Annotated in this window: 24 protein-coding genes; 13 read left to right on the top strand and 11 right to left on the bottom strand. The window is 71.9% G+C overall.

Features of this window, described 5'->3' with window-relative positions:
- Window positions 1–2 precede the first annotated feature (2 nt).
- The 4 genes from tilS to folE all read left to right on the top strand — a co-directional run bounded on the left by tilS (window position 3) and on the right by folE (window position 4,671).
- Window positions 3–1,025, top strand: a complete 1,023-nt coding sequence (gene tilS / locus ACIP6U_RS18740; RefSeq protein ID WP_401718718.1) for a tRNA lysidine(34) synthetase TilS — start codon at window positions 3–5, stop codon at window positions 1,023–1,025.
- Between the two features lie 93 nt (window positions 1,026–1,118).
- Window positions 1,119–1,679: a hypoxanthine phosphoribosyltransferase gene (gene hpt, locus ACIP6U_RS18735; protein WP_123998615.1), complete on the top strand. Its 561-nt coding sequence runs from the start codon at window positions 1,119–1,121 to the stop codon at window positions 1,677–1,679.
- 207 nt (window positions 1,680–1,886) lie between these two features.
- Window positions 1,887–3,926, top strand: a complete 2,040-nt coding sequence (ftsH, locus tag ACIP6U_RS18730; protein WP_401718715.1) for an ATP-dependent zinc metalloprotease FtsH — start codon at window positions 1,887–1,889, stop codon at window positions 3,924–3,926.
- Between the two features lie 139 nt (window positions 3,927–4,065).
- Complete coding sequence (gene folE / locus ACIP6U_RS18725) at window positions 4,066–4,671, top strand: GTP cyclohydrolase I FolE (RefSeq protein ID WP_123998613.1); 606 nt, start codon at window positions 4,066–4,068, stop codon at window positions 4,669–4,671.
- A gap of 22 nt (window positions 4,672–4,693) precedes the next feature.
- Here the strand turns inward: folE and ACIP6U_RS18720 are convergent, their stop codons facing one another.
- The 6 genes from ACIP6U_RS18720 to ACIP6U_RS18695 all read right to left on the bottom strand — a co-directional run bounded on the left by ACIP6U_RS18720 (window position 4,694) and on the right by ACIP6U_RS18695 (window position 9,802).
- Window positions 4,694–5,179, bottom strand: coding sequence for a DUF3180 domain-containing protein (locus tag ACIP6U_RS18720; protein ID WP_401718712.1), 486 nt, complete (start codon window positions 5,177–5,179; stop codon window positions 4,694–4,696).
- A 58-nt stretch (window positions 5,180–5,237) separates the two neighbouring features.
- Window positions 5,238–5,849, bottom strand: coding sequence for a 2-amino-4-hydroxy-6-hydroxymethyldihydropteridine diphosphokinase (folK, locus tag ACIP6U_RS18715; protein ID WP_401718709.1), 612 nt, complete (start codon window positions 5,847–5,849; stop codon window positions 5,238–5,240).
- Window positions 5,846–6,205: a dihydroneopterin aldolase gene (gene folB, locus ACIP6U_RS18710; RefSeq protein ID WP_401718706.1), complete on the bottom strand. Its 360-nt coding sequence runs from the start codon at window positions 6,203–6,205 to the stop codon at window positions 5,846–5,848. The genes folK and folB overlap by 4 nt, the downstream gene beginning before the upstream one ends.
- Window positions 6,206–6,453: 248 nt before the next feature.
- Window positions 6,454–6,957, bottom strand: a complete 504-nt coding sequence (locus ACIP6U_RS18705; RefSeq protein WP_401718703.1) for a nuclear transport factor 2 family protein — start codon at window positions 6,955–6,957, stop codon at window positions 6,454–6,456.
- Window positions 6,954–7,844 carry a dihydropteroate synthase gene (gene folP / locus ACIP6U_RS18700; protein WP_401718700.1) on the bottom strand — a complete coding sequence of 297 codons (891 nt, stop codon included), beginning with the start codon at window positions 7,842–7,844 and terminating at the stop codon, window positions 6,954–6,956. Before folP ends, ACIP6U_RS18705 begins: the two co-directional genes overlap by 4 nt.
- A gap of 146 nt (window positions 7,845–7,990) precedes the next feature.
- The gene (locus ACIP6U_RS18695; RefSeq protein WP_401718697.1) at window positions 7,991–9,802 is read right to left on the bottom strand and encodes a phosphatidylglycerol lysyltransferase domain-containing protein; all 1,812 of its coding nucleotides are present in this window, start codon (window positions 9,800–9,802) and stop codon (window positions 7,991–7,993) included.
- 223 nt (window positions 9,803–10,025) lie between these two features.
- Here ACIP6U_RS18695 and ACIP6U_RS18690 point away from each other — a divergent pair, with 223 nt between their 5' ends.
- Together ACIP6U_RS18690 and ACIP6U_RS18685 are read left to right on the top strand one after the other, a co-directional pair.
- Window positions 10,026–11,153: an alpha/beta hydrolase gene (locus ACIP6U_RS18690; RefSeq protein WP_401718694.1), complete on the top strand. Its 1,128-nt coding sequence runs from the start codon at window positions 10,026–10,028 to the stop codon at window positions 11,151–11,153.
- Window positions 11,154–11,334: 181 nt separating this feature from the next.
- Complete coding sequence (locus ACIP6U_RS18685) at window positions 11,335–12,873, top strand: hypothetical protein (RefSeq protein WP_401718691.1); 1,539 nt, start codon at window positions 11,335–11,337, stop codon at window positions 12,871–12,873.
- Between the two features lie 95 nt (window positions 12,874–12,968).
- On the opposite strand, the gene ACIP6U_RS18680 is transcribed toward ACIP6U_RS18685, so the two are convergent.
- Both ACIP6U_RS18680 and ACIP6U_RS18675 read right to left on the bottom strand, forming a co-directional pair.
- On the bottom strand, window positions 12,969–14,306 hold the full coding sequence (locus ACIP6U_RS18680; protein ID WP_401718688.1) for a PH domain-containing protein: 1,338 nt from the start codon (window positions 14,304–14,306) through the stop codon (window positions 12,969–12,971).
- A complete protein-coding gene (locus ACIP6U_RS18675) occupies window positions 14,303–14,815 on the bottom strand; it encodes a PH domain-containing protein (protein WP_401718685.1) in 513 nt (170 codons plus the stop codon). Before ACIP6U_RS18675 ends, ACIP6U_RS18680 begins: the two co-directional genes overlap by 4 nt.
- A 31-nt stretch (window positions 14,816–14,846) precedes the next feature.
- Here ACIP6U_RS18675 and ACIP6U_RS18670 point away from each other — a divergent pair, with 31 nt between their 5' ends.
- Window positions 14,847–16,007, top strand: a complete 1,161-nt coding sequence (locus tag ACIP6U_RS18670) for an NADH-quinone oxidoreductase subunit D (protein ID WP_401718682.1) — start codon at window positions 14,847–14,849, stop codon at window positions 16,005–16,007.
- A gap of 73 nt (window positions 16,008–16,080) precedes the next feature.
- On the opposite strand, the gene ACIP6U_RS18665 is transcribed toward ACIP6U_RS18670, so the two are convergent.
- Window positions 16,081–17,133 (bottom strand): SAM-dependent methyltransferase, encoded by a 1,053-nt coding sequence (locus ACIP6U_RS18665; protein ID WP_401718680.1) that lies wholly within the window; start codon window positions 17,131–17,133, stop codon window positions 16,081–16,083.
- Window positions 17,134–17,333: 200 nt separating this feature from the next.
- Here ACIP6U_RS18665 and ACIP6U_RS18660 point away from each other — a divergent pair, with 200 nt between their 5' ends.
- Both ACIP6U_RS18660 and ACIP6U_RS18655 read left to right on the top strand, forming a co-directional pair.
- A complete protein-coding gene (locus tag ACIP6U_RS18660) occupies window positions 17,334–18,536 on the top strand; it encodes a histidine kinase (RefSeq protein ID WP_401718677.1) in 1,203 nt (400 codons plus the stop codon).
- A 96-nt stretch (window positions 18,537–18,632) separates the two neighbouring features.
- Window positions 18,633–19,304, top strand: a complete 672-nt coding sequence (locus ACIP6U_RS18655; protein WP_401718674.1) for a response regulator — start codon at window positions 18,633–18,635, stop codon at window positions 19,302–19,304.
- 405 nt (window positions 19,305–19,709) lie between these two features.
- Here the strand turns inward: ACIP6U_RS18655 and ACIP6U_RS18650 are convergent, their stop codons facing one another.
- Window positions 19,710–20,813: a DUF5937 family protein gene (locus tag ACIP6U_RS18650; protein WP_401718671.1), complete on the bottom strand. Its 1,104-nt coding sequence runs from the start codon at window positions 20,811–20,813 to the stop codon at window positions 19,710–19,712.
- 192 nt (window positions 20,814–21,005) lie between these two features.
- On the opposite strand from ACIP6U_RS18650, the gene ACIP6U_RS18645 reads away from it, so the two are divergent.
- On the top strand, window positions 21,006–21,221 hold the full coding sequence (locus ACIP6U_RS18645; protein WP_401718669.1) for a hypothetical protein: 216 nt from the start codon (window positions 21,006–21,008) through the stop codon (window positions 21,219–21,221).
- Here ACIP6U_RS18645 and ACIP6U_RS18640 read toward each other — a convergent pair.
- Window positions 21,211–22,434: a threonine aldolase family protein gene (locus tag ACIP6U_RS18640; protein ID WP_401718666.1), complete on the bottom strand. Its 1,224-nt coding sequence runs from the start codon at window positions 22,432–22,434 to the stop codon at window positions 21,211–21,213. The two genes, ACIP6U_RS18645 and ACIP6U_RS18640, sit on opposite strands and share 11 nt — an antisense overlap.
- 185 nt (window positions 22,435–22,619) lie before the next feature.
- Here ACIP6U_RS18640 and ACIP6U_RS18635 point away from each other — a divergent pair, with 185 nt between their 5' ends.
- From ACIP6U_RS18635 to ACIP6U_RS18625, 3 genes are read left to right on the top strand one after another with little or no spacing between them, the layout of a single operon-like run.
- A complete protein-coding gene (locus tag ACIP6U_RS18635; RefSeq protein WP_401718663.1) occupies window positions 22,620–23,576 on the top strand; it encodes a Rossmann-like and DUF2520 domain-containing protein in 957 nt (318 codons plus the stop codon).
- Window positions 23,573–24,565 (top strand): pantoate--beta-alanine ligase, encoded by a 993-nt coding sequence (gene panC / locus ACIP6U_RS18630; protein WP_401718660.1) that lies wholly within the window; start codon window positions 23,573–23,575, stop codon window positions 24,563–24,565. The genes ACIP6U_RS18635 and panC overlap by 4 nt, the downstream gene beginning before the upstream one ends.
- 11 nt (window positions 24,566–24,576) lie before the next feature.
- Window positions 24,577–26,328 (top strand): L-aspartate oxidase, encoded by a 1,752-nt coding sequence (locus tag ACIP6U_RS18625; protein ID WP_401719610.1) that lies wholly within the window; start codon window positions 24,577–24,579, stop codon window positions 26,326–26,328.
- The last annotated feature ends 2 nt before the right edge of the window (window positions 26,329–26,330 follow it).

Below are 26,330 nucleotides of genomic sequence, written 5' to 3'. Positions count from 1 at the left end.
ACATGGGTCCCCATCCTGCGGTCGCGGCGATACGCCTGGCGGTCCGCCGAGCCCTCCACGACATCCTCAACGAACACCAGGCCTCCGGGCCCACCCCGCACGAGCGCCCGCCGTCCCCGCTCGTGCTCGTCGCATGCTCCGGCGGCGCCGACTCCATGGCCCTCGCCTCCGCCCTCGCCTTCGAGGCCCCCAAGCTCGGCATCCGCGCCGGCGGGGTCACCGTCGACCACGGCCTTCAGGACGGATCCGATCTGCGCGCCGACGAGGTCGTCCTGCGCCTGCGCGAACTGGGCCTGGACCCGGTCGAGTCCATCGCCGTCACCGTCGGACGCGAGGGCGGCCCGGAAGCCGCCGCCCGCGACGCCCGCTACGCCGCCCTGGACGCCTGCGCCGCCCGCCACGGCGCCACCGCCGTCCTGCTCGGCCACACCCGCGACGACCAGGCCGAGACCGTCCTGCTCGGCCTCGCCCGCGGCTCCGGCACCCGCTCCCTGTCCGGAATGGCCGCGGTCTCGGGGGCCGACGGCCGTTACCGGCGCCCCTTCCTCCAGCTCGACCGGCAGACCGCCCGCAAGGCCTGCATGGTCCAGTCCCTGCCCGTCTGGGACGACCCGCACAACGCCGACCCGGCGTACACGAGGTCCCGGCTGCGCCACGAGGGCCTGCCCGCCCTGGAGAAGGCCCTGGGCAAAGGAGTCGTCGAGGCGCTCGCCCGTACGGCCCAGCTCTCCCGCGACGACGCCGACGCCCTCGACGCCTGGGCCAGCCAGGCCGAGACCGCCGTACGCGACGCCACGGGCCTCCTGGAGTGCGCCAAGCTCTACGCCCTGCCGCCCGCCGTACGCCGCCGCATCCTGCGCCGGGCCGCCATCGAGGCCGGTGCGCCCGCGGGTTCGCTGTTCGCCCGTCACATCGAGGAACTCGACCGGCTGATCACCGGCTGGCGCGGCCAGGGAGCCATCAATCTCCCGGGCAAGGTCGTGGCCCAGCGCCAGGGTGGCAGACTGGTGATTCGGCAAGGCTGAATCTCACCTCTCCCGGGGGCACCCCGAACTCACCGAGTTCACCGGGTACTCCCCCGGGGAGGCATCGAGCGGCCGGTAGGACGACCGAAAGTGATGCGGGTGGACGCGAACGACATGGGTGCCGACCTCGAGAAGGTACTCATCACCAAGGAAGAGATCGACGCGAAACTCGTCGAACTGGCCGCGAAGATCGACGCGGAGTACGCGGGCAAGGACCTGCTCATCGTCGGAGTCCTCAAGGGCGCGGTGATGGTCATGGCCGATCTCGCCCGGGCGCTGTCCACCCCCGTCACCATGGACTGGATGGCCGTGTCGTCGTACGGCGCGGGCACCCAGTCCTCCGGTGTGGTGCGGATCCTCAAGGACCTCGACACCGACATCAAGGGCAAGCACGTCCTGATCGTCGAGGACATCATCGACTCCGGGCTGACCCTGTCCTGGCTGCTGTCGAACCTCGGCTCGCGCGAGCCGGAGTCCCTCAAGGTATGCACCCTGCTGCGCAAGCCGGACGCCGCCAAGGTCGCCATCGAGGTCGAATGGGTCGGCTTCGACATCCCGAACGAGTTCGTGGTGGGCTACGGCCTCGACTACGCCGAGAAGTACCGCAACCTCCCGTTCGTCGGTACGCTCGCGCCCCACGTCTACGGCGGCTGACACCGTGCCCGATGCGGCGGCTGAGCCGTACGGGCCAGTCCTGTAGGACGATCGGGAACCCCGGCGGGTTGCGCGCCGTTGGAGCATGCAGACGGGTTCGTCAGACCTCCCGTGCAGTTGCGGGCGGCGATGCTGGGGTACCGTCAGAAGAACTGTCTTATCAAACTCACTATGGCAGGAGGGACGGGGCGACTTCGCTCCGTATGGATGGACGTGAAGCGATACTTCCGTGGGCCGGTCATGTGGATCGTGCTGGCCGTCCTTGCCGTGGTCGTGTTGATGCAGGTCGTCGGCTCGTCCGGCGGCTACAAGACGGTGGACACCGGCCAGGTCGTCCAGGCGATCAATGACAACAAGGTCGAGTCGGCCAAGCTGACCACAGGCGACGAGCAGACCATCAAGGTCCAGCTCAAGGACGGCGAAAAGGTCGAGGGCAGCTCGAAGATCCAGGCGAGCTACATCGGCGACCAGGGCGTCAACCTCGCCAATACCCTGCAGACCAAGTACCAGGACAAGCAGATCCCGGACGGCTACACCGTTTCGCCGTCCAAGCAGAACCCCTTCCTCGGGATCCTGCTCTCCCTGCTCCCCTTCGTCCTCATCGTGGTCGTCTTCCTGTTCCTGATGAATCAGATGCAGGGTGGCGGCTCCAGGGTCATGAACTTCGGCAAGTCCAAGGCGAAGCTCATCACCAAGGACACCCCGAAGACGACCTTCTCGGACGTCGCGGGCTGTGACGAGGCCGTCGAGGAGCTCCAGGAGATCAAGGAGTTCCTCCAGGAGCCGGCGAAGTTCCAGGCCGTCGGCGCCAAGATCCCCAAGGGCGTACTCCTCTACGGCCGTCCCGGCACCGGCAAGACGCTCCTCGCGCGTGCCGTCGCCGGCGAGGCCGGGGTGCCCTTCTACTCGATCTCGGGTTCCGACTTCGTCGAGATGTTCGTCGGTGTCGGTGCCTCCCGGGTCCGTGACCTCTTCGAGCAGGCCAAGGCGAACGCTCCGGCGATCGTCTTCGTCGACGAGATCGACGCGGTCGGCCGCCATCGCGGCGCCGGCCTCGGCGGTGGTCACGACGAGCGCGAGCAGACGCTGAACCAGCTGCTCGTGGAGATGGACGGCTTCGACGTCAAGGGCGGCGTGATCCTCATCGCCGCGACGAACCGGCCCGACATCCTCGACCCGGCGCTGCTGCGTCCCGGTCGCTTCGACCGCCAGATCGCGGTCGACCCGCCGGACCTGCTGGGCCGTCTGGAGATCCTCAAGGTCCACCAGAAGGGCAAGCCGGTCGCCCCGGACGTCGACCTCTCGGCCGTCGCCCGTCGCACCCCCGGCTTCACCGGCGCGGACCTGAGCAACGTCCTCAACGAGGCCGCGCTGCTCACCGCCCGCAGCGACAAGAAGCTGATCGACAACGGCGCGCTGGACGAGGCGATCGACCGAGTGGTGGCGGGCCCGCAGAAGCGGACCCGGATCATGTCGGACAAGGAGAAGAAGATCACCGCGTACCACGAGGGCGGACACGCCCTGGTCGCGGCGGCTTCCCCGAACTCCGACCCGGTGCACAAGATCACGATCTTGTCGCGTGGACGGGCCCTCGGTTACACGATGGTCCTGCCGGACGAGGACAAGTACTCCACGACCCGCAACGAGATGCTGGACCAGCTGGCCTACATGCTGGGCGGCCGTGCGGCCGAGGAGCTCGTCTTCCACGACCCGACCACGGGTGCCGCGAACGACATCGAGAAGGCCACGGCCACCGCCCGCGCGATGGTCACCCAGTACGGCATGACCGAGCGACTGGGTGCGATCAAGTTCGGCGGCGACAACACCGAGCCCTTCCTCGGACGTGAGATGGCTCACCAGCGCGACTACTCGGAAGAGGTCGCCGCTCTGGTGGACGAGGAGGTCAAGAAGCTCATCGAGAACGCGCACAACGAGGCCTGGGAGATCCTGGTCGAGAACCGCGACGTCCTCGACAACCTCGTCCTGCAGCTTCTCGAGCGGGAGACGCTGGGCAAGGAGGAGATCGCCGAGGTCTTCGCCACCATCGTCAAGCGCCCGCCGCGGCCTGCCTGGACGGGCTCTTCCCGCCGTACGCCGTCCACCCGTCCGCCGGTGCTCTCCCCCAAGGAGCTCGCACTGACGAACGGCGCCAACGGCTCCACGCCGGCGATCACCACCGCCAAGGCGACGGTCACGGAGCACGCCCCGGTGACCGAGACGGCCCCGGAGGAACGCCCCGAGAGCTGATCAGGCTCCCGCGGTCCCACCGGCCCGGAAATGCATGCCGTGCCCCTCAGGTCCTAGCCTGAGGGGCACGGCATTTTTCGCATGTCTGCACAGAGGCGCGTAACCCACACGCGTGACCCGCACAGGAACGAGGCACAGGATGACCGACCCCGTGACGCTGGACGGCGAGGGCACGATCGGCGAGTTCGACGAGAAGCGCGCCGAGGCCGCCGTTCGCGAACTCCTGATCGCGGTCGGCGAGGATCCTGACCGGGAGGGGCTGAGGGAGACGCCGGGGCGGGTGGCTCGGGCCTATCGGGAGCTGCTGGCGGGGCTCTGGCAGGAGCCCGAGGACGTGCTGACGACCACGTTCGATCTGGGGCACGACGAGATGGTCCTCGTGAAGGACATCGAGATCGTCAGCTTCTGTGAGCATCACCTGCTGCCGTTCCACGGCGTGGCCCACGTGGGCTACATCCCGGCGGAGACCGGCAAGATCACCGGCCTGTCGAAGCTGGCCCGGCTCGTCGAGGTGTTCGCCCGCCGCCCGCAGGTGCAGGAACGACTCACCACGCAGATAGCGGACTCCCTCATGCGCATTCTGGAGGCCCGGGGGGCGATCGTCGTCATCGAGGCCGAGCACATGTGCATGTCGGTGCGGGGCGTCCGCAAGCCGGGCGCCAAGACCACGACGTCGGCGGTGCGCGGTCAGCTCCGGGACGCCACCACCCGTGCCGAGGCGATGAGCCTGATACTGGCGCGCTGACCCGAGGCGGGCGTCGGGCCCGTCAGGCCGCGGACGTCGCCCCGTTGTTGTGCTCGTCGTCCTCCGGGAGCTTGCAGATGCGTTCCAGGAAGATGGCGGCCGCTATCACCGCGATGCCCGCGAGGACCGAGAAGCCGGCGTAGAAGGCCTGGTCGCGGCGGGCGGGGGTGTCCAGGAGCTCCAGGAGGAAGGCTCCCGTGCCGCCGTACATGCCGGAGACCAGGGCGGCCACCAGGGCGCTGGCCTGGCCGAAGACGACCGCGCGGGCCGCCATCAGGGGGTCGACGCCCTTGGCGTCGGGGCGGCGCTCGCGCTGGGCCTTGAGGCGGCCGCGGATCGAGAGGGCCGTGGCCAGCAGGACGACGGCGATCAGCGCCAGCACGATGGGTGCGGCCAGGGGGACGCTGGGCAGGGTCCCGATCGAGTTCCAGAGGCGGGCGCCCGCCCAGGACAGGACGCCTGCGACGACGAACACGCCGGCCAGCAACCTGATGCGCAGCTCTCTCACGGTGTCCCTTCAGCTCCCCCGGACCGATCCCGGACTGTGCTCGTCCTGACCTTAACGACTACTCGGGCAGGTGAAGTTCCAGGTCCTTGCGGGCGGCCACGCCGTCGAGGGTGACGACGTCGAGAAGGGCCGCGACCGTGCCACGGCCGGGCAGCTGCGCCTCCGGGTCGATGTCGTGCCAGGGGGCGAGGACGAAGGCCCGCTCGTGGGCGCGCGGGTGCGGGAGCGTGAGCTGCGGGTCGTCGTCCACGACATCGGCGTAGGCGACGATGTCGACGTCGAGGGTGCGGGCGCCCCAGTGCTCGTCCCGGACGCGGTGGAAGGCCTCCTCGACGGCGTGCGCGCGCTCCAGGAGCGAGGACGGCGGCAGGGTCGTCTTCAGCAGCACGACCGCGTTGAAGTAGGCGGGCTGGCTGCCGGGCTCGACGCCCCAGGGCTCCGTCTCGTAGACGGGGGAGACGGCCTTGATGCGGACGCCGGGGGTGTCCTCCAGGGCGTCGATGGCGCCCTGGAGGGTCTCCAGACGGTTGCCGAGGTTGGCGCCGAGGGAGATCACGGCGCGCCTGGGGTTGCTGAGGGTGATGTCGGCGGCGTCCACCTGCTGGACCACGGCGGCGGGCACCGGCTGGACGGTCGGGTCGCTGTGCCCCTGGGTGAAGGACGCGGTCATACTCGGCTCCGGGTGATGGTGACGGTGACGTCGTCGAAGGGGACCGTGATTGGCGCGTCCGGTTTGTGGACGCAGACTTCGACCTCCTGGACCCCGTCGTGCTTCAGACAGGTCTGGGCGATGCGTTCGGCGAGTGTCTCGACGAGGTTGACGGGCTCGCCCTGGACGTCGGCCACGACCTCTTCCGCGACGATGCCGTAGTGCACGGTCTTCGCCAGGTCGTCGTCGGCCGCGGCCGGTCGGGTGTCCAGGCCCAGGACGAGGTCCACGATGAAGGTCTGGCCCTCCTCGCGCTCCTTGGGGAACACCCCGTGGTGCCCACGGGCCTTGAGGCCGCGCAGCGCGACACGATCCACGCGAATCACTCCTGCAGTCGTCGTTGACGGCCGGTCCGTGCCGTGTGCGGGCGGCACACCGGCCTCGAACGAATCTACCCGCGGGCACTGACAGCGCCGGTCCGCCGGGGTGCGGGCCGGTGCCGGGGCCAGGGGGTTTCATCGGTCGTTCCCCCTGGGGGACCCGGCGGCTCACGGGTTGGTAGCCGCCCCTACCCACGGGTTCGTGATTCCAACCACTTGTTGGTCCCTGTGGGGCGCCTACCCACTCAGGAGGGTGTCTCCTCGTCCTCTTCCTCGTCGTTTTCGGTCAGAACGGGAGAGGCGTGGTGGGACCACATCTTCCAGCCCTCGGGGGTGCGCCGGAACACGTTCGTGGCGACCACGAGCTGGCCGACGAGCGGCCCGAGTTCCTCGCTGCCCTCGGGCGCGGGGCCGCCGCTGAGGATGTTCTCGGTGCAGGTGACCAGGGCGGTGTCGCCGGTGACGGAGACGTGCACGTCGGTGAGGAAGAACTGGATGTAGTCGGTGTTCGCCATGATCAGCGCGTACGACCGCAGGACCTCGCCGCGGCCGGTGAGCACGGGCCAGCCGGGGTGCACGCAGGAGACCACCGCGGCGTCGGCCGGGTCATGGAACTCCTCGTCGATGCCCAGGTCGGACGGGGTGAGCCAGAGCGCGGACAGGTCCTCGAAGTCGCCGCGCTCCAGCGCCTCGTAGAAGGCGGTGTTGGCGGCTTCCACCTGTTCCACGTCGGTGTGGGGGGCGCTCACAGGGCTCCTTCCACGCCGTTTCGCGCGGCGCGCGCTCCTTCCACGGCGCGTGCCACCCGCACCGCGTCCGCCGTCGCGCGCACCTCGTGCACGCGGACCGCCCAGGCGCCGGAGTGCGCCGCGATCGCGGAGACGGCGGCCGTGGCGGCGTCGCGCTCGCGCGCGGGTGGCGGCGCGCCCTCCGGTCCGGCCAGGACGCGTCCCAGGAACCGCTTGCGGGAGGCGGCGACCAGCACGGGGTGGCCGAGACCGAGCAGGCGGTCGAGGTGGGCGAGGAGGACGAGGTCGTGTTCGGCGTCCTTGGAGAAGCCGAGGCCGGGGTCGACGACGATGCGGTCGGGGGCGACGCCGCCGGCCAGGACGGCCTCCACGCGTGCGTGCAGTTCGTCGACGACCTCGGTGACGACGTCGTCGTAGACGCCCTTGACGTTCTCGCCGGCCAGGAAGCCGCGCCAGTGCATGACGACGAAGGGGGCGCCGGCCGCGGCGACCACGGGGATCATCGCGGGGTCGGCGAGGCCGCCGCTGACGTCGTTGACGAGGACGGCGCCGGCGGCGAGGGCCTGCTCGGCGACCGAGGCGCGCATGGTGTCGACGGAGATGGTGACGCCCTCGGAGGCCAGGCCCCGTACGACGGGGATGATGCGCTTGAGTTCCTCGGCCTCGTCGACGCGGGCGGCGTGCGGGCGGGTGGACTCGCCGCCGACGTCGACCAGGTCGGCGCCCTCGCTGACGAGGTCGAGGCCGTGTTTGACGGCGGCCGTGGTGTCGAAGAAGCGGCCGCCGTCGGAGAAGGAGTCGGGGGTCACGTTCACGACTCCCATGACCGCGCAGCGGTCCCATTCCGGTAGGCCCGCGACGCGCCCGCGTCCGCTCTGCTTGCTCATGCGTTCAGCGTAGGCCCAGGGCAGGGCACGCAGGACGCCGCGGCCCGGGCGGAGGCCCTCAGGGCTGGAGGGGGACTTCCGCCCGGGCCTGTCCCGGGGTGTCACGTGAGGGCCTCGGGCCGCTCCGACGGCAGCGGGATGCGTCCCTAGGCCGCTCTGACGTCTCTTTCGGCCACCGCGTGGGCACACGCGCGTGCGGGTGTCCGGCGGCGGCGCAGGAAGCGCGGCAGCGGCAGCGCGAGGTTGACGAAGCCCTCCGCCTGCATCGCGGCGAAGCCGATCCGGGGCAGGTCCGCGGAGGCGCGGTAGACGACGAAGCGCGGCTCCCAGCGGGGCTTGAACTTGGCGTTGAACTTGTAGAGGGACTCGATCTGGAACCAGCGGGAGAGGAAGACGAGCAGTCCGCGCCAGGCGCGCAGCACCGGGCCCGCGCCGATCTTCTCGCCGCGCGCGAGTGCCGCGCGGAACATGGCGAAGTTGAGGGACACGCGCGTGATGCCGAGTTTCGGCGCCGCCTCCAGGGACGCGACGATGAGCAGTTCGTTCATGCCGGGGTCGGCGGTGCGGTCGCGGCGCATCAAGTCCAGGGAGGCGCCGTCGGTGCCCCAGGGGACGAAGTGCAGGATCGCCTTCAGATCGCCGTAGGGGCCGGGGTGTTCGTCGCTCTTGTGGGCGGTGGCGATCAGGCAGTCGCCGTCCGAGGGGTCGCCGACGCGGCCCAGCGCCATGGAGAAGCCGCGTTCGGTGTCGGTGCCGCGCCAGTCCTCGGCGGCCTGCCGGATCCGCTCCAGCTCAGCCTCGCCGACGTCACGGACTCGTCGTACCCGGGTCTCGTACCCGGCGCGCTCGATGCGTTTGACCATCTGGCGCACGTTGCGCATCGCGCGGCCGGCCAGGGAGAAATCCGCGACGTCCACCACCGCCTCGTCGCCCAGTTCGAGGGCGTCCAGGCCGGTCTCGCGGGTCCAGACCTCGCCGCCGGTCTCCGAGCAGCCCATGACGGCCGGGGTCCAGGAGTGCGCCCTGGCCTCGTCCATGAACCGTTCGATGGCGCCGGGCCAGGCCTCGACGTCGCCGATGGGGTCGCCGCTGGCGAGCATCACGCCGGACACCACGCGGTAGGTCACCGCGGCCTTGCCGCTGGGCGAGAAGACGACGGCCTTGTCGCGGCGGAGCGCGAAGTGGCCGAGGGAGTCCCGGCCGCCGTGCTTGTCCAGCAGGAGGCGCAGCTGTGCCTCGTCGGCCTCGGTCAGCCGCGCGGCCGGGTGTTCGGGCCGGAAGGCGAGGTAGATGGTGGTCACCGCGGTGAGCAGGCCGAGCGCGCCCAGCGAGAAGGCGACGGTCCAGGAGGTGCTGCCCTCGTAGTCGACCGGTCCCTCGAAGCCGAACAGGCCGTACAGGACGTGCGTAATGCGATCGGCCAGGCTCGGGTCGCCGACCATGCGCCTGGGGTGGACGCTGACGATGACCAGTCCGAGGACGAGGGAACCGGCGCCCATGAGGACGAAGTTGGCCAGCGCGCGCCAGCGGCTGCGCGGGTCGGGCAGGGCCGCGAACTGGTCGCGGTGGCGCAGCAGCGGCGCGAGCAGCGCGAGCGAGATGACCACGCCGATCAGGGAGTGGCGGTACGTGAACTGCGCCACCGCGCCGGCCGGCAGCAGCGCCACCGCGGCCCGCCAAGCCCGGCGCTTGCGGCGCCTGAGACCGTGCGCGAGCAGCAGCAACAGCACGCCGGTGCTGAGCGCGAGCGCCGCCGCGAACGGTCCGAGCGCTCCGGGCAGCACCTCGGCGAGGGTGTGCATACGGCTGTGCCTGAAGCGTGGGAAGACGCCCGCGGCGATGTCCAGAAGTCCTACGAGAGCGCAGGCTCTGGCGACGAGGACGGGGACGGCTTCGGGGCGCGGACCGTTCAGTACGCGCCGCGCGCCGCGTGTTCGGGTCGGAACCCCGCCCGACATTTCCTCATCTGTCCTGACAGACATCGCATCCCGTAGTTCTGCGAGAAAGCTTGGATCCGGGCCCGATTCGGGCATCCGGCGACATTGCGCCCTCTAGGACGGTGTCTCGGGGAGAGAGGTTCACTCTGCTCCTCAAAGCCGGTTCAAAGGCCCGGGAAAGTCCCGGACAAGCCCTCGCGAAGGAGTGGGGGACCAGGGAGAAAGCGCAGGCGGGAAGCATCTCATGGGACTGACGAGCAATCAGGTGCTGGTAGGGGCGATCGTGTTCGCCGTACTGCTGTTCGGTGGCACGGTGTGGCTGTGGCCGCGGCTGGCCCGGCGGAACTGGCGGGCCGTCAGCGGGCGCGTGGGGCTGCTCCTGGCCACCCAGTTGGCCCTCTTCGTGTGCGTCGCCCTCGCCGCCAACCAGGCCTTCGGGTTCTACGCCAGCTGGGCGGACCTGATGGGGCGTGAGAAGGGCCAGGGCGTGGTCGTCGACCACAGTGCGCTCGGCGGCTCGGGCGGCCCCCTGGAGGTCGTCGACACGGCACGCGTGCGTGGCGCGGCCGGTTCGCGGCCGGACGTGGCCGGACAGATCCAGCAGGTCGACATCGTCGGGCGGACGACACACATCGCCACACCCGCGTACGTGTATCTCCCGCCGGAGTACTTCCAGGCCCGCTATCGCGCGCGTACCTTTCCCGCGGCGGTCGTCCTGACCGGATATCCGGGCACCGCCAAGGCACTCGTCGACAAGCTGCACTACCCGCGCACGGCCCAGGAACTCGCGAAGGACGGCCGTATGCAACCGATGATCCTGGTGATGATGCGTCCGACGGTCGCGCCGCCCCGGGACACCGAGTGCGTGGACGTCCCCGGCGGGCCGCAGACCGAGACGTTCTTCGCGAAAGACCTTCCCGAGGCCGTGCTCGCGCACTACCGGGTGGGCGCGAAACCGGGTTCCTGGGGAATCATCGGCGACTCCACGGGCGGCTACTGCGCGCTCAAGCTCGCGATGCACCACCCCGGTTCCTACGCGGCGGGGGCGGGCCTGTCGCCGTACTACAAGGCGCCGATCGACCCCACCACGGGCGATCTCTTCCAGGGCGACAAGCGGCTGCGCGACCGGGCGAACCTGTGGTGGTTCCTCAAGCACGCGCCCGCGCCCGACACTTCACTGCTCGTCACCAGCAGCCGGATCGGGGAATCCAACTACCGGGACACACTGAAGTTCATAGAGCGCGTACGGGCCACCAAGCTGACCCGGATCTCGTCGATCATCCTCGAAAGCGGCGGGCACAACTTCAACACCTGGCGACGGGAGATTCCGGCGACGCTCCAGTGGATCAGCGGGCGGCTGAGCGACCGCTGACAAGGGTGTCCGAGAGGGCCGGAGAGGAGCCCGAGAGGCGGCTCGACAAGGGCGTCGGACATTGTCGATCTTGGTGAATTCGGTGCATTGCAATTCCTGATGCCCTGTGAACGTTTCGGTATGGCTGTGTTTTTACGGGGCGGGGCACCAACGTTCGCCTACGCGCGGTAAGTTTCTGGCCATGCCACGTGGACGTCATCGCCATTCACCGCCCTTGCACAGGCTGCTGCCCCCGTCGGCGATAGCGGGCGTCTCGCTCGTCTGCGCCTTCGGGCCGTGGGTGTTCACACAATCGTCCGTGCTCCGCGTCATAGCCGCCTTCGCCGCGGCCACGGCGGTCGTCGGCGCGGCCGTCATGCGGCGCTGGGACGCCCAGGCGGGCAAACAGGTCGCCGACCTCACGCGCGCGCGGGCGAGCGACGACTGGCGGCACGAGGAGCGGATCGCCGAGCTGGAGACCGACCTCGACGAGTCGCGCGAGCTGCGCACCAAGCTGGAGCAGCGGCTGCGGGGCAAGCGCGCGGAACTGGCGGGCCTGCGCAACGAGCACGCGGCCCTGCTGCGGCGGTACGCGACGGCCGAGACCGAGCGTGCGAGCGCCCTGGAGGGCCGCCGCCTGCTGGAGATAGAGGCCGCGGATCCGGATCCGGAATGGGCGGACGCGGAGGGCGAGGACGCCGAGAGCGTCGAAGGCGTGGAGGCGGAGACCGAGGCTGTGGCTGCCTCGGTGGACGCGGACGAGCCGGTGGACGCGGACCTCGCCGAGGGTTTCGACGACGACGATGACGACTTCGACGACGAAGACGACGAGAGGCCGGCGGCCACACCGGTGTTCTCGCCGGAGGGCTCGCACCTGTTCCTGCGGGCGAAGGCGGCGCTGAAGAAGTTCGACGGGGACGGCGAGGGCTCTCCCAAGGACGACTCCTCGACGGACGACTCCTTGAAGGACGACTCTTCGACGGACGGCTCCTTGAAGGATGACGACGCGGCTGCGGCCGAGGACGAGACCGAGGCCGGGGACGACGCCGAAGAGGCTGCCGAGGACGAGGCCGGCGCGGAGGTCGTGGCAGCCGAGGACGGCTCCCAGGACGACGCCGCTCCTCGGGCCGACACGGTGGCCGACGAGGACGACGAGTCCCCGAAGGGTGACGACTCCCCGAAGGACGACGGCCCCACGAAGGGGCGGCGCTCCGCGAAGCGCGAGCCGGTGAAGGCGAAGGCCGGTGCCGCCACCGCGGCGGCCACCGCCGCGCCCGAGGCCGCCGCCGGTTCCGGTACGGAGGCCGCGGCGCAGGAGGACGAGGCGCAGGGGAAGCCCGAGGCGGTCGACGGGCATGAGCGCGCGGCCGCCGCCCCTTCGGTCGGGCCCGTCCCGTCCGCGCCCGTGCAGCAGCCCTCGGGTCACTTCGTCGCGCCGACCGCGGTGGCCGTGGTGCCCGCGGCGCCCGTGCGGCGGCCGTCCGTCGAGGGCGGGTTCGACTTCTTCGGTACGAAGAGCGAGATGGCGCACGGTGCCCTGGACGTCGTGCAGAACGAGGACCTCGCCGACGTGGTCGGCCAGGAGGCCCTCGCGCTGCACAAGGCCGAGGCGGAGGCGGAGTTCAAGCCGGCCGACGAGCGGTCGCGCGGCGTCGGCCAGGTGATCGACCTGACGGCGCACGACGAGACGGAACACATCGACCTTCAGGGCCTGCGGACCATCCGGAGCGCGGTTTCCTGACGGACCGCGACCTGGTCCACGGACTGCGACCTGGTCTCCGGCCCGGCCCCCGGCACTGTCCTCGTCACGAGGGCAGTGCCGGGGGCCGGGCCGGTCTACGACGCCATCCAGCGGTCCGGCAGCGCGTCCCGGCGTCCCGTGCGTGACCTCTCCGCCTGCCCCCGCAGCAGCTCCGCGGCCTCCTCGGCGTCCCGCAGCCGGGCCGTGACGGTCTTGTTGGCCCCCGTGTCCATGTGGACGTCCGCGAGGCCCCACAGGCGCTTCCAGGGCCCCTGAGCCAGCCGTACGCTCTGGACCTTGGCGTGCGGAACCAGCGCCAGGCTCCGCCTGAGCAGGCCGTGCCGGGTGGCGAACACGGTGTCGGTGACGGCGATCCCGTAGCCGCGCCACCACAACGGCATGCACCGCCCGGCCCGGCGCGGCGGGCGGGACAGCGCCGCGGCCTCCGCCACGCGCACGCCGGGCAGTACGCGCGCGATGACCGACTCGGCGACCTCGCGCGGGGCCACCGGCACGAGCACGGAGTTGGACGAGCCGGCCACGTCCAGCTCCACCCGCACCCACCCGCGCCGCCGCCACAGCAGCGGCTCCACGATCCGCACGGTCTGCACGCGCCCGGGCGGCACGGTCTCGTGCGTACGGTCGAGGAGGCCGTGGTCGATGCGCAGCCCGTCCGGCGACTCGCCCACCGTCCAGTCGTACTCGCCGACGAAGCGCCCCACACTGCTCGCGCCCGCCGCGCCCAGCAGCGGCAGGCCGGTCGCGAGGACCGACCACACGCTGTGGGTGGCGAACCAGAGGAGCGGCGGTACGACGAGGGCGGCGGCCAGGGAGCCCCAGGTGGCGCCCGTCAGCACCACGGAGATCGCGAGGTCCAGCGGGGGCGTGTGCATCAGCTGACGCGCCGGCGCCTCGCCGACCTCGTGCGCGGTCTCGGGGGCGAAACCGGCGGCGCGCGCCAGCAGTTCCGCGCGCAGCGCACGCGCTTCGTCCGCCCCCAGGAAGGCCAGCTCGTCCTTCTTGTCGGTGCCTATGACGTCGAGCTTCAGCTTGGCGACGCCCGCCACGCGCGCGAGGAGCGGCTGGGTGATGTCGACGGCCTGGATGCGTTCGAGGCGGATGTGCGCGGTGCGCCGGAACAACAGGCCGGTCCGTATGCGCAGTTCGGAGTCCGTCACCGCGAAGTGGGTGAACCACCAGGTGAGGAAGCCGTACAGGGCGGCGGCCGGGACGAGCACGGCGAGCGCGATCAGCAGCGTGGTGGACGTCAGCTTCGTCAACTGGCGCTGCGCCTGGTCCGGGTCGTGCACGGCCCACCCGATGAGCACGGCCACCGGCGCCCACGCCCGCCGCAGCGGCGTCACGGGGTGCAGCCGGTGCTCGGCGAGCGGTGCCTTCTCCCGTACGGCGTCGTCGACGCCCGGCGTCGTCACAGCCCCGCCGATCGGGCCTCGCCGAGTTCGGTGAGCCGGTCGCGCAGCCGTTCCGCCTCGGCCGGTTCGAGCCCCGGGATGGTCGCGTCGGTCGCCGCGGCGGCCGTGTGCAGCTGCACGCTGGCCAGCCCGAAGTGCCGCTCGACGGGCCCGGAGGTCACCTCGACCAGCTGCATCCGCCCGTACGGCACGACCGTCTCCTCGCGCCACAGCACGCCCCGGCTGAGCAGCAGGTCGTCGGCGCGCTCGGCGTAGCGCCAGGAGCGCCAGTTGCGGCCCAGCAGCACCCAGCCCCAGGCCATGAGGGCCAGCGGCAGCAGCGCGAACGCGGCCCAGCCGGGCCCGGCGAGCAGGCCGAGCAGCAGTCCGACGGCCAGGGCGATCAGCCCCAGCCACACCACCAGCAACAGCCGTCGCATCCGCAGCAGGCCCGGCGGCAGCCCGCGCCACTCGGGCCCCGCAGTGTCGTCCCCCGCCGTGCCCGCCTCGCGCGCGCTCCCCGTCTCCATACGGCCAGCGTACGTAGGACAGACTGTGCGCATGACTCCTACGACGGGGACGACGGAGACCACGGTCGGTGTCGGCGGTGCCGCGGAGAGCACGGACATGGTGCTCAACATCGGGCCCCAGCACCCGTCCACGCACGGTGTGCTCAGGCTGCGGCTGGTCCTCGACGGCGAGCGCATCACGCGCGCGGAGCCGGTGATCGGCTATATGCACCGGGGCGCCGAGAAGCTCTTCGAGGCGCGCGACTACCGCCAGATCATCATGCTCGCCAACCGGCACGACTGGCTGTCGGCCTTCTCGAACGAGCTCGGCGTGGTCCTCGCCGTGGAGCGCATGCTCGGCATGGAGGTCCCCCCGCGCGCGGTGTGGACGCGCACGCTGCTCGCCGAGCTGAACCGGGTGCTCAACCACCTGATGTTCCTCGGCTCGTACCCGCTGGAGCTCGGCGGCATCACCCCGGTCTTCTACGCGTTCCGGGAGCGCGAGGTCCTCCAGAACGTCATGGAGGAGATCTCCGGCGGGCGCATGCACTACATGTTCAACCGCGTCGGCGGCCTCAAGGAGGACCTGCCGGCGGGCTGGGCGGCACGCGCGCGTGGGGCCGTCGCCGCCGTGCGCTCCCGGATGGACCGCTTCGACGACCTGGTGCTCGGCAACGAGATCTTCCGGGGGCGCACCCGGGACGTGGGGGTGCTCTCGCCGGAGGCGGTGCACGCGTACGGCGTGAGCGGGCCCGTCGCGCGCGCCTCGGGCGTCGACTTCGACCTGCGCCGCGACGAGCCGTACCTCGCGTACGGCGAGCTGCAGGACACCCTGAAGGTGGTCACGCGCCAGGAGGGCGACTGCCTCGCCCGCTTCGAGGTGCTCCTGGAGCAGACCCACAACGCCCTCGACCTCGCCGACGCCTGCCTCGACCGGCTCGCCGCACTGGAGCCCGGGCCGATCAACCAGCGGCTCCCGAAGGTCCTGAAGGCGCCCGAGGGACACACGTACGCGTGGACCGAGAACCCGCTGGGCATCAACGGCTACTACCTCGTCAGCAAGGGTGAGAAGACCCCGTACCGGCTGAAGCTGCGCTCGGCCTCGTACAACAACATCCAGGCCCTCGCGGAGCTGCTGCCGGGGACGCTGGTCGCGGACATGGTGGCGATCCTGGGGTCGCTGTTCTTCGTGGTCGGGGACATCGACAAATAGCGGGTCGCCCGGCGGGCGGCGCGTGGCGTCGAGGGCGGCGGCCGGGATCAGGAGCGGTTCGGGGTTTCGAACGTCAGTCGGAGCGGGAGCCCTCGAAAAGCGCGTTCTCGAGGAGTGCGTCCGGGAGGCCGACCGGTTGCAGCAGCCAGCCGAAGTCGCCCAGGCCGCCCGGTGCGGTGAGTTCGGCAGCTTCGCCGGCGGTCGCGAGGGCGCGGACGTAGGCCGCGGGGTGGGTGGACGCCATGGTGAGTGGGGGGCGCGCGCTGGCGACGCCGAGGGCGCGCAGAGCGGCGCGTTGCGAGAGCAGGTGCGCGGCGGGGAGTGTGCGCGCGGTCTCGTGCGCCGCGCAGGCGTCCAGTGCGACGTGCGCCGTGATGTCGCACGACCCGTCCGGCACGGGAACCGTCGCGCGCCCCTCGCGGAAGCCGGTGAGCGTCCCGAACGGGGGGCGCGCGGCCGCGGTGTGCGCGTAGTCGACGGCGACCGCGAGTCCCCGCTCGAGCGCCGAGACCGCTTCGGCCCAGGCCTCGTCCCGGGGCAGGCCTATCTCGGCGCGCGCGCCCTCCTCGGGCGGCAGCGGCCACCACCGCGCCAGCCAGCGCGCCTCCGCGCCCCAGACCGGCTCTCCGAGGCGCTCGGCCCCGTCCCGGCGTACGAGCACCCGGCGGGCGGTGCCGGCGGCGTCCACCTCGGCGACCTCCGCCGGGACGTTGTCCAGCCACTCGTTGGCGAACAGCAGGCCGGTGATCCGGCGCGGCGGCTCGGGCAGCCACTCGATCCGGGTGCCGAGCCCCGCCGGGCGGTCGGCGAGCTCGACGGCGTAGACACGCGTGCGTGCGGCCACCTCGGCGGGCAGCGCGGCCAGTACGCCCACGGCCAACTCACCGCGCCCCGCCGCCATGTCGACGAAGTCCAGCGGGTCGGGCCGGTCCAGCGCCCGGTCGACCCAGCACAGCAGCCGCGCCACCGCCTCCGCGTACAGCGGCGAGGCGTGCACCGACGTACGGAAGTGCCCTCCTGGCCCCTCGGGGCGCCGGTAGAAACCGCCGGGCCCGTAAAGGGCGTCTTGCGTCGCCGTACGCCAGCCGTGCCACTCGCCGGTCTCGCCCGCAATGTCTTCCGTCACCGGGTCAGGCTAGGGCCTGTCCTCAGGAACGGGTCGGCTAAGCCCGTGTGCGCCACCTGGTGGACGACGAGACCGCGCGAAACCCCGGGTCCTGCCCGAACGGAAGAGCGGAGCCTCCACCTTGCGGAGTATGCGCGGCGGATACGGATCGGTCCTCCGGTTGACCCCTGCACGCATCCCGCATCCCTACGCTGGGTTACGTGCAGCGCCTCTATGACTTCCTCCGCAGACACCCGACCGGGGTCGACACCTTCTGGGCCGTCATCCTGTTCGGGGTCTCCGTGGCGAGCGCCACGGCTCGTACGGAGGATCCGGGCACCGACGCGCAGGTGCTGATCGTGCCGATCGCGTTCCTGTTGTCCCTGGTGATCGCGCTGCGCCGACGGATGCCGGAGAAGATGCTGCTGCTGACCCTCGGGCTCGGCATCGTGCAGCTGGTGGTGGACGTCGCGGTGACGCCGGCCGACTTCGCGATGCTGGTGATCGTCTACACGGTGGCCGCGACGGGCGCCCGCTGGGCCTCACGGCTGGCGCTGGTGGCCAGTCTGGGCGCGGCCACGGTGGCGCACCTGCGCTGGCCCAACGAGGACACGAGCGTCCTGAACAACGTGGGGGTCGTGGTCTTCCAGACGGTGCCGTTCGCGCTCGCCTGGGTACTGGGCGATTCGATACGCACGCGGCGTGCGTACTTCGAGCAGCTGGAGGAGCGCAACGCCCGTCTGGAGAAGGAGCGCGAGGCGCAGGCGAAGGTCGCGGTGGCCGCCGAGCGCGCCCGGATCGCGCGCGAGCTGCACGACGTGGTCGCGCACAACGTGTCGGTGATGGTGGTGCAGGCGGACGGCGCCGCCTACGTCCTGGACTCCGCGCCCGACCAGGCCAAGAAGGCCCTGGAGACCATCTCCTCCACCGGCCGCCAGGCCCTCGCCGAGATGCGCCGCCTGCTGGGTGTGCTGCGCACCGGCGAGCACAAGGAGGCCGGCGAGTACGTGCCGCAGCCCGACGTCGAGCAGATCGACGACCTGATCGCGCAGTGCCGCACCTCGGGCCTGCCCGTCGACTTCAAGGTCGAGGGCACCCCGCGCCCGCTGCCCAGCGGTGTCGAGCTGACCGCGTACCGCATCGTCCAGGAGGCGCTGACCAACACCCGCAAGCACGGCGGACCCAACACGGGCGCCAGCGTGCGGCTGGTCTACTTCGACGACGGCCTGGGGCTGCTCGTCGAGGACGACGGCAAGGGCGCCCCGCACGAGCTGTACGAGGAGGGCGGCGTCGACGGACAGGGGCACGGCCTGATCGGCATGCGCGAGCGGGTCGGCATGGTGGGCGGCACCCTGGACGCGGGCCCGCGCCCGGGCGGCGGATTCCGGATCAGTGCGCTGCTGCCGCTGAAACCCGCACACTGACGTGGACGTGCGCCTCGCTGACACCTGTAACGCCCCGCCGACGTAATGACCAGTGACCTTGTCGACCCGAACGTGAAGAGAACGGAAGAGGCCCCGATGACGATCCGCGTGATGCTCGTGGACGACCAGGTGCTGCTGCGCACCGGATTCCGGATGGTGCTCGCGGCGCAGCCGGACATGGAGGTCGTCGCGGAGGCGGGGGACGGTGTCGAGGCTCTCGAGGTGCTGCGCGCGACGACCGTCGACGTGGTGCTGATGGACGTCCGCATGCCCAAGCTCGACGGCGTGGAGACGACCCGCCGCATCTGCCAGGACGACAACCCGCCCAAGGTGCTGATCCTGACCACCTTCGACCTCGACGAGTACGCCTTCTCCGGGCTCAAGGCAGGTGCGTCCGGCTTCATGCTCAAGGACGTGCCGCCCGGCGAGCTCCTCGCCGCGATCCGTGCCGTGCACAGCGGCGACGCGGTGGTGGCCCCCTCGACCACACGCCGGCTGCTCGACCGGTTCGCGCCGATGCTGCCGAGCGCCGGGAAGCAGCCGCAGCACAAGGAACTGGAGCGCCTCACCGACCGTGAGCGCGAGGTCATGGTGCTGGTCGCGCAGGGCCTCTCGAACGGCGAGATCGCGGCCCGGCTGGTCCTGTCCGAGGCCACGGTGAAGACCCACGTCGGCCGCATACTGACCAAGCTGGGGCTCCGGGACCGGGTACAGGTGGTGGTCCTCGCGTACGAGACGGGGCTGGTGCGGGCGGGCGGGCACGGCTGACGGTCCCGTGGCGGGTGCTGAGCGCGATCCTGTGCCAGGGCGCGGATTGCGGAAGGCTCCCGTGTCGGACGGCTCAGCGCGAGGCGCACTGCGTCGGACGGTCAGCGCGGGACCCCCGCATCGGGCGGCTCCCTTCAGAGCGCCCTGGGTCGGACGGCTTACCGGGGAGGCCCGGTGGTGAGCGTTCGGGGTACCGGGGGAGGCCCGGTGCCGGGCGTTCCGTGCCGGACGCTCCGCGCAGGACGGCTCGGGTCGGACGGCTCACTGCAGAAAGTCCTGCGTCGGACAGGCAGCACTGGACAGCCTTCGTCAGGTGGCTCGCCTCAGCGCGTCCGGTGCCGGACGGCTCACCGCGTGACGCCCTGCGCCAAGTCGCCCATCGCCTCGCGCCCCCTTCTGGACGGCTCAGCGCAGGACTCCCTCCAGGAAGTCGCTGCCCAGGCGGGCGACCACCGTCACGTCCAGTTGGTGGAGGACGTAGCGGCCGCGGCGGCGCGTGGTGATCAGGCCCGCCTTCTTCAGGACGCTCAGGTGGCGGGATATCTCGGGGGCCGTCATGCCGTGCACCTGGGCCAGCTCGCTCGTCGTGTAGGCGCTGCGGGCCAGATGCCGGCAGATGCGCATGCGGACGGGGTGGGACAGCGCGGTCATGCGCAGGGTCAGCTGCTCCACGGAGGCCGGTGAGGTCAGCTCGGGCGTGGCGACCGGGTAGTGCACGACGGGCTGCCAGTGCGGGCGGTACAGGACGGACAGGTGCGGCCAGCCCAGGCTCGTCGGTACGAGGAGGAGACCGCCCTCCGCCGTGGCCGTGTGCCCGACGCTCAGCTTGTCGACCGTGATCTGGCCGGCGCCCTCGTCGAGCGTGACCACCGGGGAGACCGCGGTCAGCATCTCGGTCAGACCCCGGTGGCGCAGCAGGTCCGTCTTGAGCCGGGCGTCGGCGGCCAGCTGGTGGCGCAGCCGGGACCAGGTGTCCGCGAAGAACGCCTCGTCGCAGTCGGCCAGGAACTGCCGCAGCCAGGCCCGGATCCGGGGCGGGTCGGCCAGCAGCCGCTCGCTGAAGCGCACCTGCTGCGGCCCGCGCGAGGCCGCCAGCTCCAGGGCCCGGCGGCGCAGCCCGGCGTCGACGAGGGGGCTCGGGCCCGTGCCGTAGGGCATGGCGCAGGTGAACTCCAGGGCCGCGTCCACGAACTGCTCGTCCGTCAGCTTGTCGAGTTGGTCCAGCTCCTCGGCGAGCGTCGCCCCGGGCAGCGTGGTCCGGCCGGGGATGCCGGCGCAGGGCATGAAGAGGTCCGAGAACGTCGTCCGCCACAGGAAGTCGGCCTCGCACATGCGGTCGGCCAGCTGCGGGTCCATCCGGGCGGTCACGCCGGTCACCCAGCCCTGGAGTCCGGGATGGTGCCCCGGTTCGGACAGCGCGTGCAGCGCCATGCCGAGCTCGGCCAGGGGCGAGGGGACGACGGCGACCCTCTCCGGCCGCAGCCCCGCGATGTCGATGCGCACGCTCATGACTTCATGGTGCACCCCGCCACCGACAACGCCCCGCCCGATTGACGGCGGCCGTCAATCGGCGCGACGCGACCGACGTACCGGCGCACTGTGGACACCCCGGGGCAGCCGCGGAGCCCACGGATCTCTGACGTCGGGTCCTCCTGACGTCACGTCCTTCACCGTCTCCACGTCCCGAGAAGGCGATCCGTCATGAGCATCACGCAGCAGTACCTCCTCGACACCTACCGCGCCCGCAGGCTCGGCGAGCCCGCGCCGCCCGCCCCCGGCGCCGACGACTGGCAGGTCGTCCGGGAACTGCGCGACCAGTGGCAGCTTCGCGCCGTTGCCGCCGGCCGCCCGGCCCACGGGCGGATACGGCAGGCGTTGGGTCGGTGGCTGCACCTGCGGCCGCGTTCTACGTGCTGACGGCGCCGGCCGCTCCGGCCCCGTCGGCGCCGGCCGCTCCCGACCCGCCGGTCACCTCGGTGAGGCGGGACACGAACTCCGCGACCGCCGCCTTCACGTCCGCCGCCGTCCACTCCAGGGCGTCGGCGCGCACGTAGACCTCGGTCATCGCCAGACCCGGGCCCCGCTCGTCCCAGTGGTTGCCGAACAGGGAGATCCCCGTTTCCTCGGCCTGCCGGATCGCGGCCTCGGCGAGGTCGTCGACGCCGTACGGCAGCCAGACCTGGAAGTCGAAGGTGTGCGGGACCTCGGGGTGGATCCGCGCCCAGGGAACCCCGGCCGCCGCGAAGCCCTCGCGCAGGGCGTCGGCCACCACGCGTGCGTGGGTGACGTACTCGGGGAGCCGGGGCAGATCCCGTTCCAGGCCCGCGAGGGCCGACAGAACGGTCGGGAACTGCTGGAAGACCGCGCCCCCGTACCGGTGCCGCCAGGCCTTCGCCTCCTCGATCAGGGTCTTCGGGCCGGCGAGCGCGGCGCCTCCGAAGGCGTCGAACGACTTGTAGAACGACACGTAGACGCTGTCCGCGAGGTCCGCGATCTCGGCCAGCGGGCGGCCGAAGTGGACGGTGGTCTCCCACAGGCGCGCCCCGTCGAAGTGCACCACCGCGTCGCGCTCGTGCGCCGCGTCCACGACCGCGGTCAGTTCCTCCCAGGTGGGCAGCACGAAACCGGCTTCCCTGAGCGGCAGTTCGAGCATCAGGGCGCCGAAGGGCTCCTCGAAGTCGCGCACCTCGTCGGCGCCGGGCAGTCGGGGCTCACTCGTCACGCGGACCGGGCGCAAGCCGCTGACCTGGCTGAACGCGTGCCGTTCGTACATCTCGGGGTGGGCGAGGGCGTGCAGGGCGACGGTCGGGTTGCCGGTGCGGCCCGCCCAGCTGCGCAGCGCGACCTGCTGGGCCATCGTGCCCGTGGGGAAGAACGCGGCGGCCTCCTTGCCGAGCAGTCCCGCGACCTTGTCCTCCAGGGCCTCGACGATCCCGTTGCCGTAGACGTCCGCCGTCTCGTCCAGGTCGTACACCTCGTGCGCGTCGGCCAGCAACGCCAGCCGCTCGCGGAGGGGGTTGAGGAAACCCATGCGGGCCAGCGCGCGCTCCGCTGTCCGGTTCGCGGTGATGCGCCGCTCGCGCCGCCGCTTGATCTGTTCCGCCGTATCGCTCTGCGCCGTATCGCTCATGGCCCGGATCATGCCCAACGCCCTCGCACGCGGGCACCAGGTTTTCCACAGGCTTTCCGGTGCGGGCGGGACGTGCCGTCGCCCACAGCCTGTGTACAACCGAACGCCCCTCGAACCAATCGCGTTAACATGACGAGAAATCGTCCGGTACCCAGAGCGGACTGGAACGGGAAGGCCTCGGTCGCGTGAGTACAGTCCAACAGCCAGACCCCAGGGACCGCCCCGCGCGGCTCACCGTCGGCGTCGTCGGAGCCGGTCGGGTGGGCCCCGCGCTGGCCGCGTCGCTCCAGCTCGCCGGGCACCGCCCGGTGGCCGTCTCGGGAGTCTCCGACGCCTCCAGGCGGCGCGCCGCGCTGCTGCTGCCGGACGTGCCCGTCGTGCCGCCCGCGGAAGTGCTGGCCCGCGCCGAGCTGGTGCTGCTGACCGTCCCGGACGACACCCTGCCCGGGCTGGTCGAGGGCCTCGCCGAGACCGGGGCCGTGCGGCCGGGACAGCTGCTCGTGCACACCTCGGGGCGGTACGGCTCCAAGGTCCTGGACCCGGCCCTGCGGGTGGGCGGACTGCCGCTGGCCCTGCACCCGGCGATGACCTTCACCGGCACCCCCGTGGACGTCCAGCGCCTGGCCGGCTGCTCGTTCGGCGTCACGGCGCCGCACGAGCTGCGGCTGGCCGCCGAGGCCCTGGTGATCGAGATGGGCGGCGAGCCCGAGTGGATCGAGGAGGAGCGCCGCCCGCTGTACCACGCGGCGCTCGCGCTGGGCGCCAATCACCTGGTCACGCTGGTCGCCCAGTCCATGGAGCTGCTGCGCGAGGCCGGTGTCGAGGCGCCCGACCGGATGCTCGGCCCGCTGCTGGGCGCCGCGCTCGACAACGCGCTGCGCTCCGGGGACGCGGCCCTGACCGGTCCGGTCGCGCGCGGGGACGCGGGCACCGTCGCCGCGCACGTCGCGGAGCTGCGCAAGCACGCCCCGCAGACCGTCGCCGGCTATCTGGCGATGGCCCGCGCGACCGCCGACCGCGCGCTCGCCCACGGACTGCTCAAGCCCGAATACGCCGAGGACCTGCTCGGAGTGCTCGCGAACGGGACGACCGGGACCAACGGATCCACCGGGACCGACGGCGCCGAGGGAGATGCCCGATGACCACCGCCCTGCTGCGCACCGCGGACGAACTGCACGCACGCACGCGTACCGGCCGCCGCGCCGTCGTGATGACCATGGGCGCCCTGCACGAGGGCCACGCCACCCTGATCCGCACCGCGCGCGAGATCGCGGGGCCGGACGGCGAGGTCGTCGTCACCGTCTTCGTGAACCCCCTCCAGTTCGGCCAGGGAGAGGACCTCGACCGCTACCCGCGCACCCTCGACGCCGACCTCAAGCTCGCCGAACTGTCCGGCGCCGACGCCGTGTTCGCGCCCTCCGTGGACGAGGTCTACCCGGGCGGACAGCCCCAGGTCCGCATCACCGCGGGCCCCATGGGGGAGCGCCTGGAGGGCGCCTCGCGGCCCGGGCACTTCGACGGTGTGCTCACCGTCGTCGCCAAGCTGCTCCACCTCACGCGTCCCGACGTGGCCCTGTTCGGCCAGAAGGACGCCCAGCAGCTCGCCGTCATCCGCCGCATGGTGCGGGACCTGAACTTCGGCATCGAGATCGTCGGCGTACCCACCGTCCGCGAGGACGACGGGCTCGCCCTCTCCAGCCGCAACCGATTTCTCTCGCCCCAGGAGCGGCGCACGGCCCTCGCGCTCTCCCGCGCGCTGTTCGCGGGCCGCGACCGGCACGCGGCGCAGGAGGCGCTGCGGGCGCGGGCGCGCGAGGTGCCCGCCACGCACGCGCGTGCCGAGGCGCTCAGCGCCATCGGGGAGTCCCGTGCCGCAGCCGACACGCACGCCGTCGCCAAGGCGCTCCCGGGCGCCCCCTCCGCCGTCCGCGCGGCAGCTCGCCTCGCCCTCGACGAGGGCGCGCGCCTGTCGCCGCCGCTCGAACTGGACTACCTGGCACTCGTCGACCCGTCCGACTTCACCGAGATCGAGGACGGATTCACCGGCGAGGCCGTCCTCGCCGTCGCCGCCCGGGTCGGGACGACCCGGCTGATCGACAACCTCCCCCTCACCTTCGGAGCCGCCTCGTGACCCGCACAGGCATACGCCCGCCCGTCGCCCACCACCACCCGACGAGAGCGCTTCGCGCCCGCCCCTGCCTTCATGCGCCCACCCCGGGCTGGAGCATCGCCGCGGACGTGGTGGTCGTCGGTTCCGGAGTGGCCGGCCTGACCACGGCCCTGCGCTGCGAGGCCGCGGGCCTGCGCACGGTCGTCGTCACCAAGGCCCGCCTCGACGACGGCTCCACGCGCTGGGCGCAGGGCGGCATCGCCGCGGCCCTCGGCGAGGGCGACACCCCCGAACAGCACCTCGACGACACGCTCGTGGCGGGCGCGGGCCTGTGCGACGAGGAGGCCGTACGGATCCTGGTCACCGAGGGACCTGACGCCGTACGCCGGCTCATCGACACCGGCGCGCACTTCGACGAGTCCTCCGAGGGCCTGCTCGAACTCACCCGGGAGGGCGGTCACCACCGCCGCCGGATCGCGCACGCGGGCGGCGACGCGACCGGCGCGGAGATCTCCCGGGCGCTCGTCGAGGCGGTACGCGCGCGAGGGCTGCGGACGATCGAGAACGCGCTCGTGCTCGACCTGCTGACCGACGCCGACGGCCGCACCGCCGGTGTCTCCCTGCACGTCATGGGCGAGGGCCAGCACGATGGCGTGGGCGCGGTGCACGCGCCCGCGGTCGTCCTCGCGACCGGCGGCATGGGCCAGGTGTTCTCGGCGACCACCAACCCGTCGGTGTCGACCGGTGACGGCGTCGCGCTCGCCCTGCGTGCCGGGGCCGAGGTGAGCGACCTGGAGTTCGTGCAGTTCCACCCCACCGTGCTCTTCCTGGGCGCCGACGCGGAGGGCCAGCAGCCGCTGGTCTCCGAGGCCGTGCGCGGCGAGGGCGCCCACCTGGTCGACGCCGACGGCGTGCGCTTCATGGTGGGACAGCACGAACTGGCCGAGCTCGCGCCCCGGGACATCGTCGCCAAGGGCATCATGCGGCGCATGCAGGAGCAGGACGCCGAGCACATGTTCCTGGACGCCCGGCACTTCGGCGCCGACATGTGGGAGCACCGTTTCCCGACGATCCTCGCCGCCTGCCGCGCGCACGGCATCGACCCGGTCACCGACCCCATCCCGATCGCGCCGGCCGCCCACTACGCCTCCGGCGGCGTGCGCACCGACTCCCGGGGCCGCACGACCGTCCCGGGCCTGTACGCGTGCGGCGAGGTCGCCTGCACCGGCGTGCACGGCGCCAACCGGCTCGCCTCCAACTCGCTCCTGGAGGGCCTCGTCTACGCCGAGCGCATCGCCGCCGACATCGGGGCGACCCGCGCGCGGGACGGCCTCGACGCGCGGGTGCCCGAGCCCGTCGAGCACCCGCGGACGCCCGCGCACCCGCTGCTGGCCCCCGAGAACCGGTTCGCGATCCAGCGGATCATGACCGACGGCGCGGGCGTCCTGCGCTCCGCCGTGTCCCTCGCCCGGGCCGCCGACCAGCTCCAGCGACTGGACACCGAGGCCCGCGACGACCTCGCCGAGAACGGCAAGACGTCCGAGCCCGGCGTCGACACCTGGGAGGCCACCAACCTCCTCTACGTGGCCCGTGTCCTGGTCGCCGCCGCCCGAACGCGCGAGGAGACGCGGGGCTGCCACTGGCGCGAGGACCACGCCGAGCGCGACGACACGGCATGGCGGCGCCACATCGTCGTACGGCTGAATCCGGACCGCGCACTCGCCCTGCACACCACCGATACCGCAGACTTCCCCCCGACCCGGCAGCCCCATCAGGAGCAGTGACA

Source organism: Streptomyces sp. NPDC088794 (assembly GCF_044750545.1).
Lineage (GTDB): Bacteria > Actinomycetota > Actinomycetes > Streptomycetales > Streptomycetaceae > Streptomyces.
Note: the sequence above shows the minus strand (reverse complement) of the source record. Positions and strands in the feature narration are given on the sequence as shown.

What these genes read in the sequence shown, in the direction of transcription:
- hpt (WP_123998615.1), top strand. Translation starts at nt 1,119, where the DNA reads ATGCGGGTGGACGCGAACGACATGGGTGCCGACCTCGAGAAGGTACTC.
- folK (WP_401718709.1), bottom strand. Translation starts at nt 5,849, where the DNA reads ATGACCGCGTCCTTCACCCAGGGGCACAGCGACCCGACCGTCCAGCCG.
- ACIP6U_RS18640 (WP_401718666.1), bottom strand. Translation starts at nt 22,434, where the DNA reads ATGAGCGATACGGCGCAGAGCGATACGGCGGAACAGATCAAGCGGCGG.
- ftsH (WP_401718715.1), top strand. Translation starts at nt 1,887, where the DNA reads ATGGACGTGAAGCGATACTTCCGTGGGCCGGTCATGTGGATCGTGCTG.
- ACIP6U_RS18645 (WP_401718669.1), top strand. Translation starts at nt 21,006, where the DNA reads ATGAGCATCACGCAGCAGTACCTCCTCGACACCTACCGCGCCCGCAGG.
- panC (WP_401718660.1), top strand. Translation starts at nt 23,573, where the DNA reads ATGACCACCGCCCTGCTGCGCACCGCGGACGAACTGCACGCACGCACG.
- ACIP6U_RS18650 (WP_401718671.1), bottom strand. Translation starts at nt 20,813, where the DNA reads ATGAGCGTGCGCATCGACATCGCGGGGCTGCGGCCGGAGAGGGTCGCC.
- ACIP6U_RS18695 (WP_401718697.1), bottom strand. Translation starts at nt 9,802, where the DNA reads ATGTCGGGCGGGGTTCCGACCCGAACACGCGGCGCGCGGCGCGTACTG.
- ACIP6U_RS18670 (WP_401718682.1), top strand. Translation starts at nt 14,847, where the DNA reads ATGACTCCTACGACGGGGACGACGGAGACCACGGTCGGTGTCGGCGGT.
- ACIP6U_RS18685 (WP_401718691.1), top strand. Translation starts at nt 11,335, where the DNA reads ATGCCACGTGGACGTCATCGCCATTCACCGCCCTTGCACAGGCTGCTG.
- ACIP6U_RS18655 (WP_401718674.1), top strand. Translation starts at nt 18,633, where the DNA reads ATGACGATCCGCGTGATGCTCGTGGACGACCAGGTGCTGCTGCGCACC.
- ACIP6U_RS18675 (WP_401718685.1), bottom strand. Translation starts at nt 14,815, where the DNA reads ATGGAGACGGGGAGCGCGCGCGAGGCGGGCACGGCGGGGGACGACACT.
- folE (WP_123998613.1), top strand. Translation starts at nt 4,066, where the DNA reads ATGACCGACCCCGTGACGCTGGACGGCGAGGGCACGATCGGCGAGTTC.
- folP (WP_401718700.1), bottom strand. Translation starts at nt 7,844, where the DNA reads ATGAGCAAGCAGAGCGGACGCGGGCGCGTCGCGGGCCTACCGGAATGG.
- ACIP6U_RS18690 (WP_401718694.1), top strand. Translation starts at nt 10,026, where the DNA reads ATGGGACTGACGAGCAATCAGGTGCTGGTAGGGGCGATCGTGTTCGCC.
- tilS (WP_401718718.1), top strand. Translation starts at nt 3, where the DNA reads ATGGGTCCCCATCCTGCGGTCGCGGCGATACGCCTGGCGGTCCGCCGA.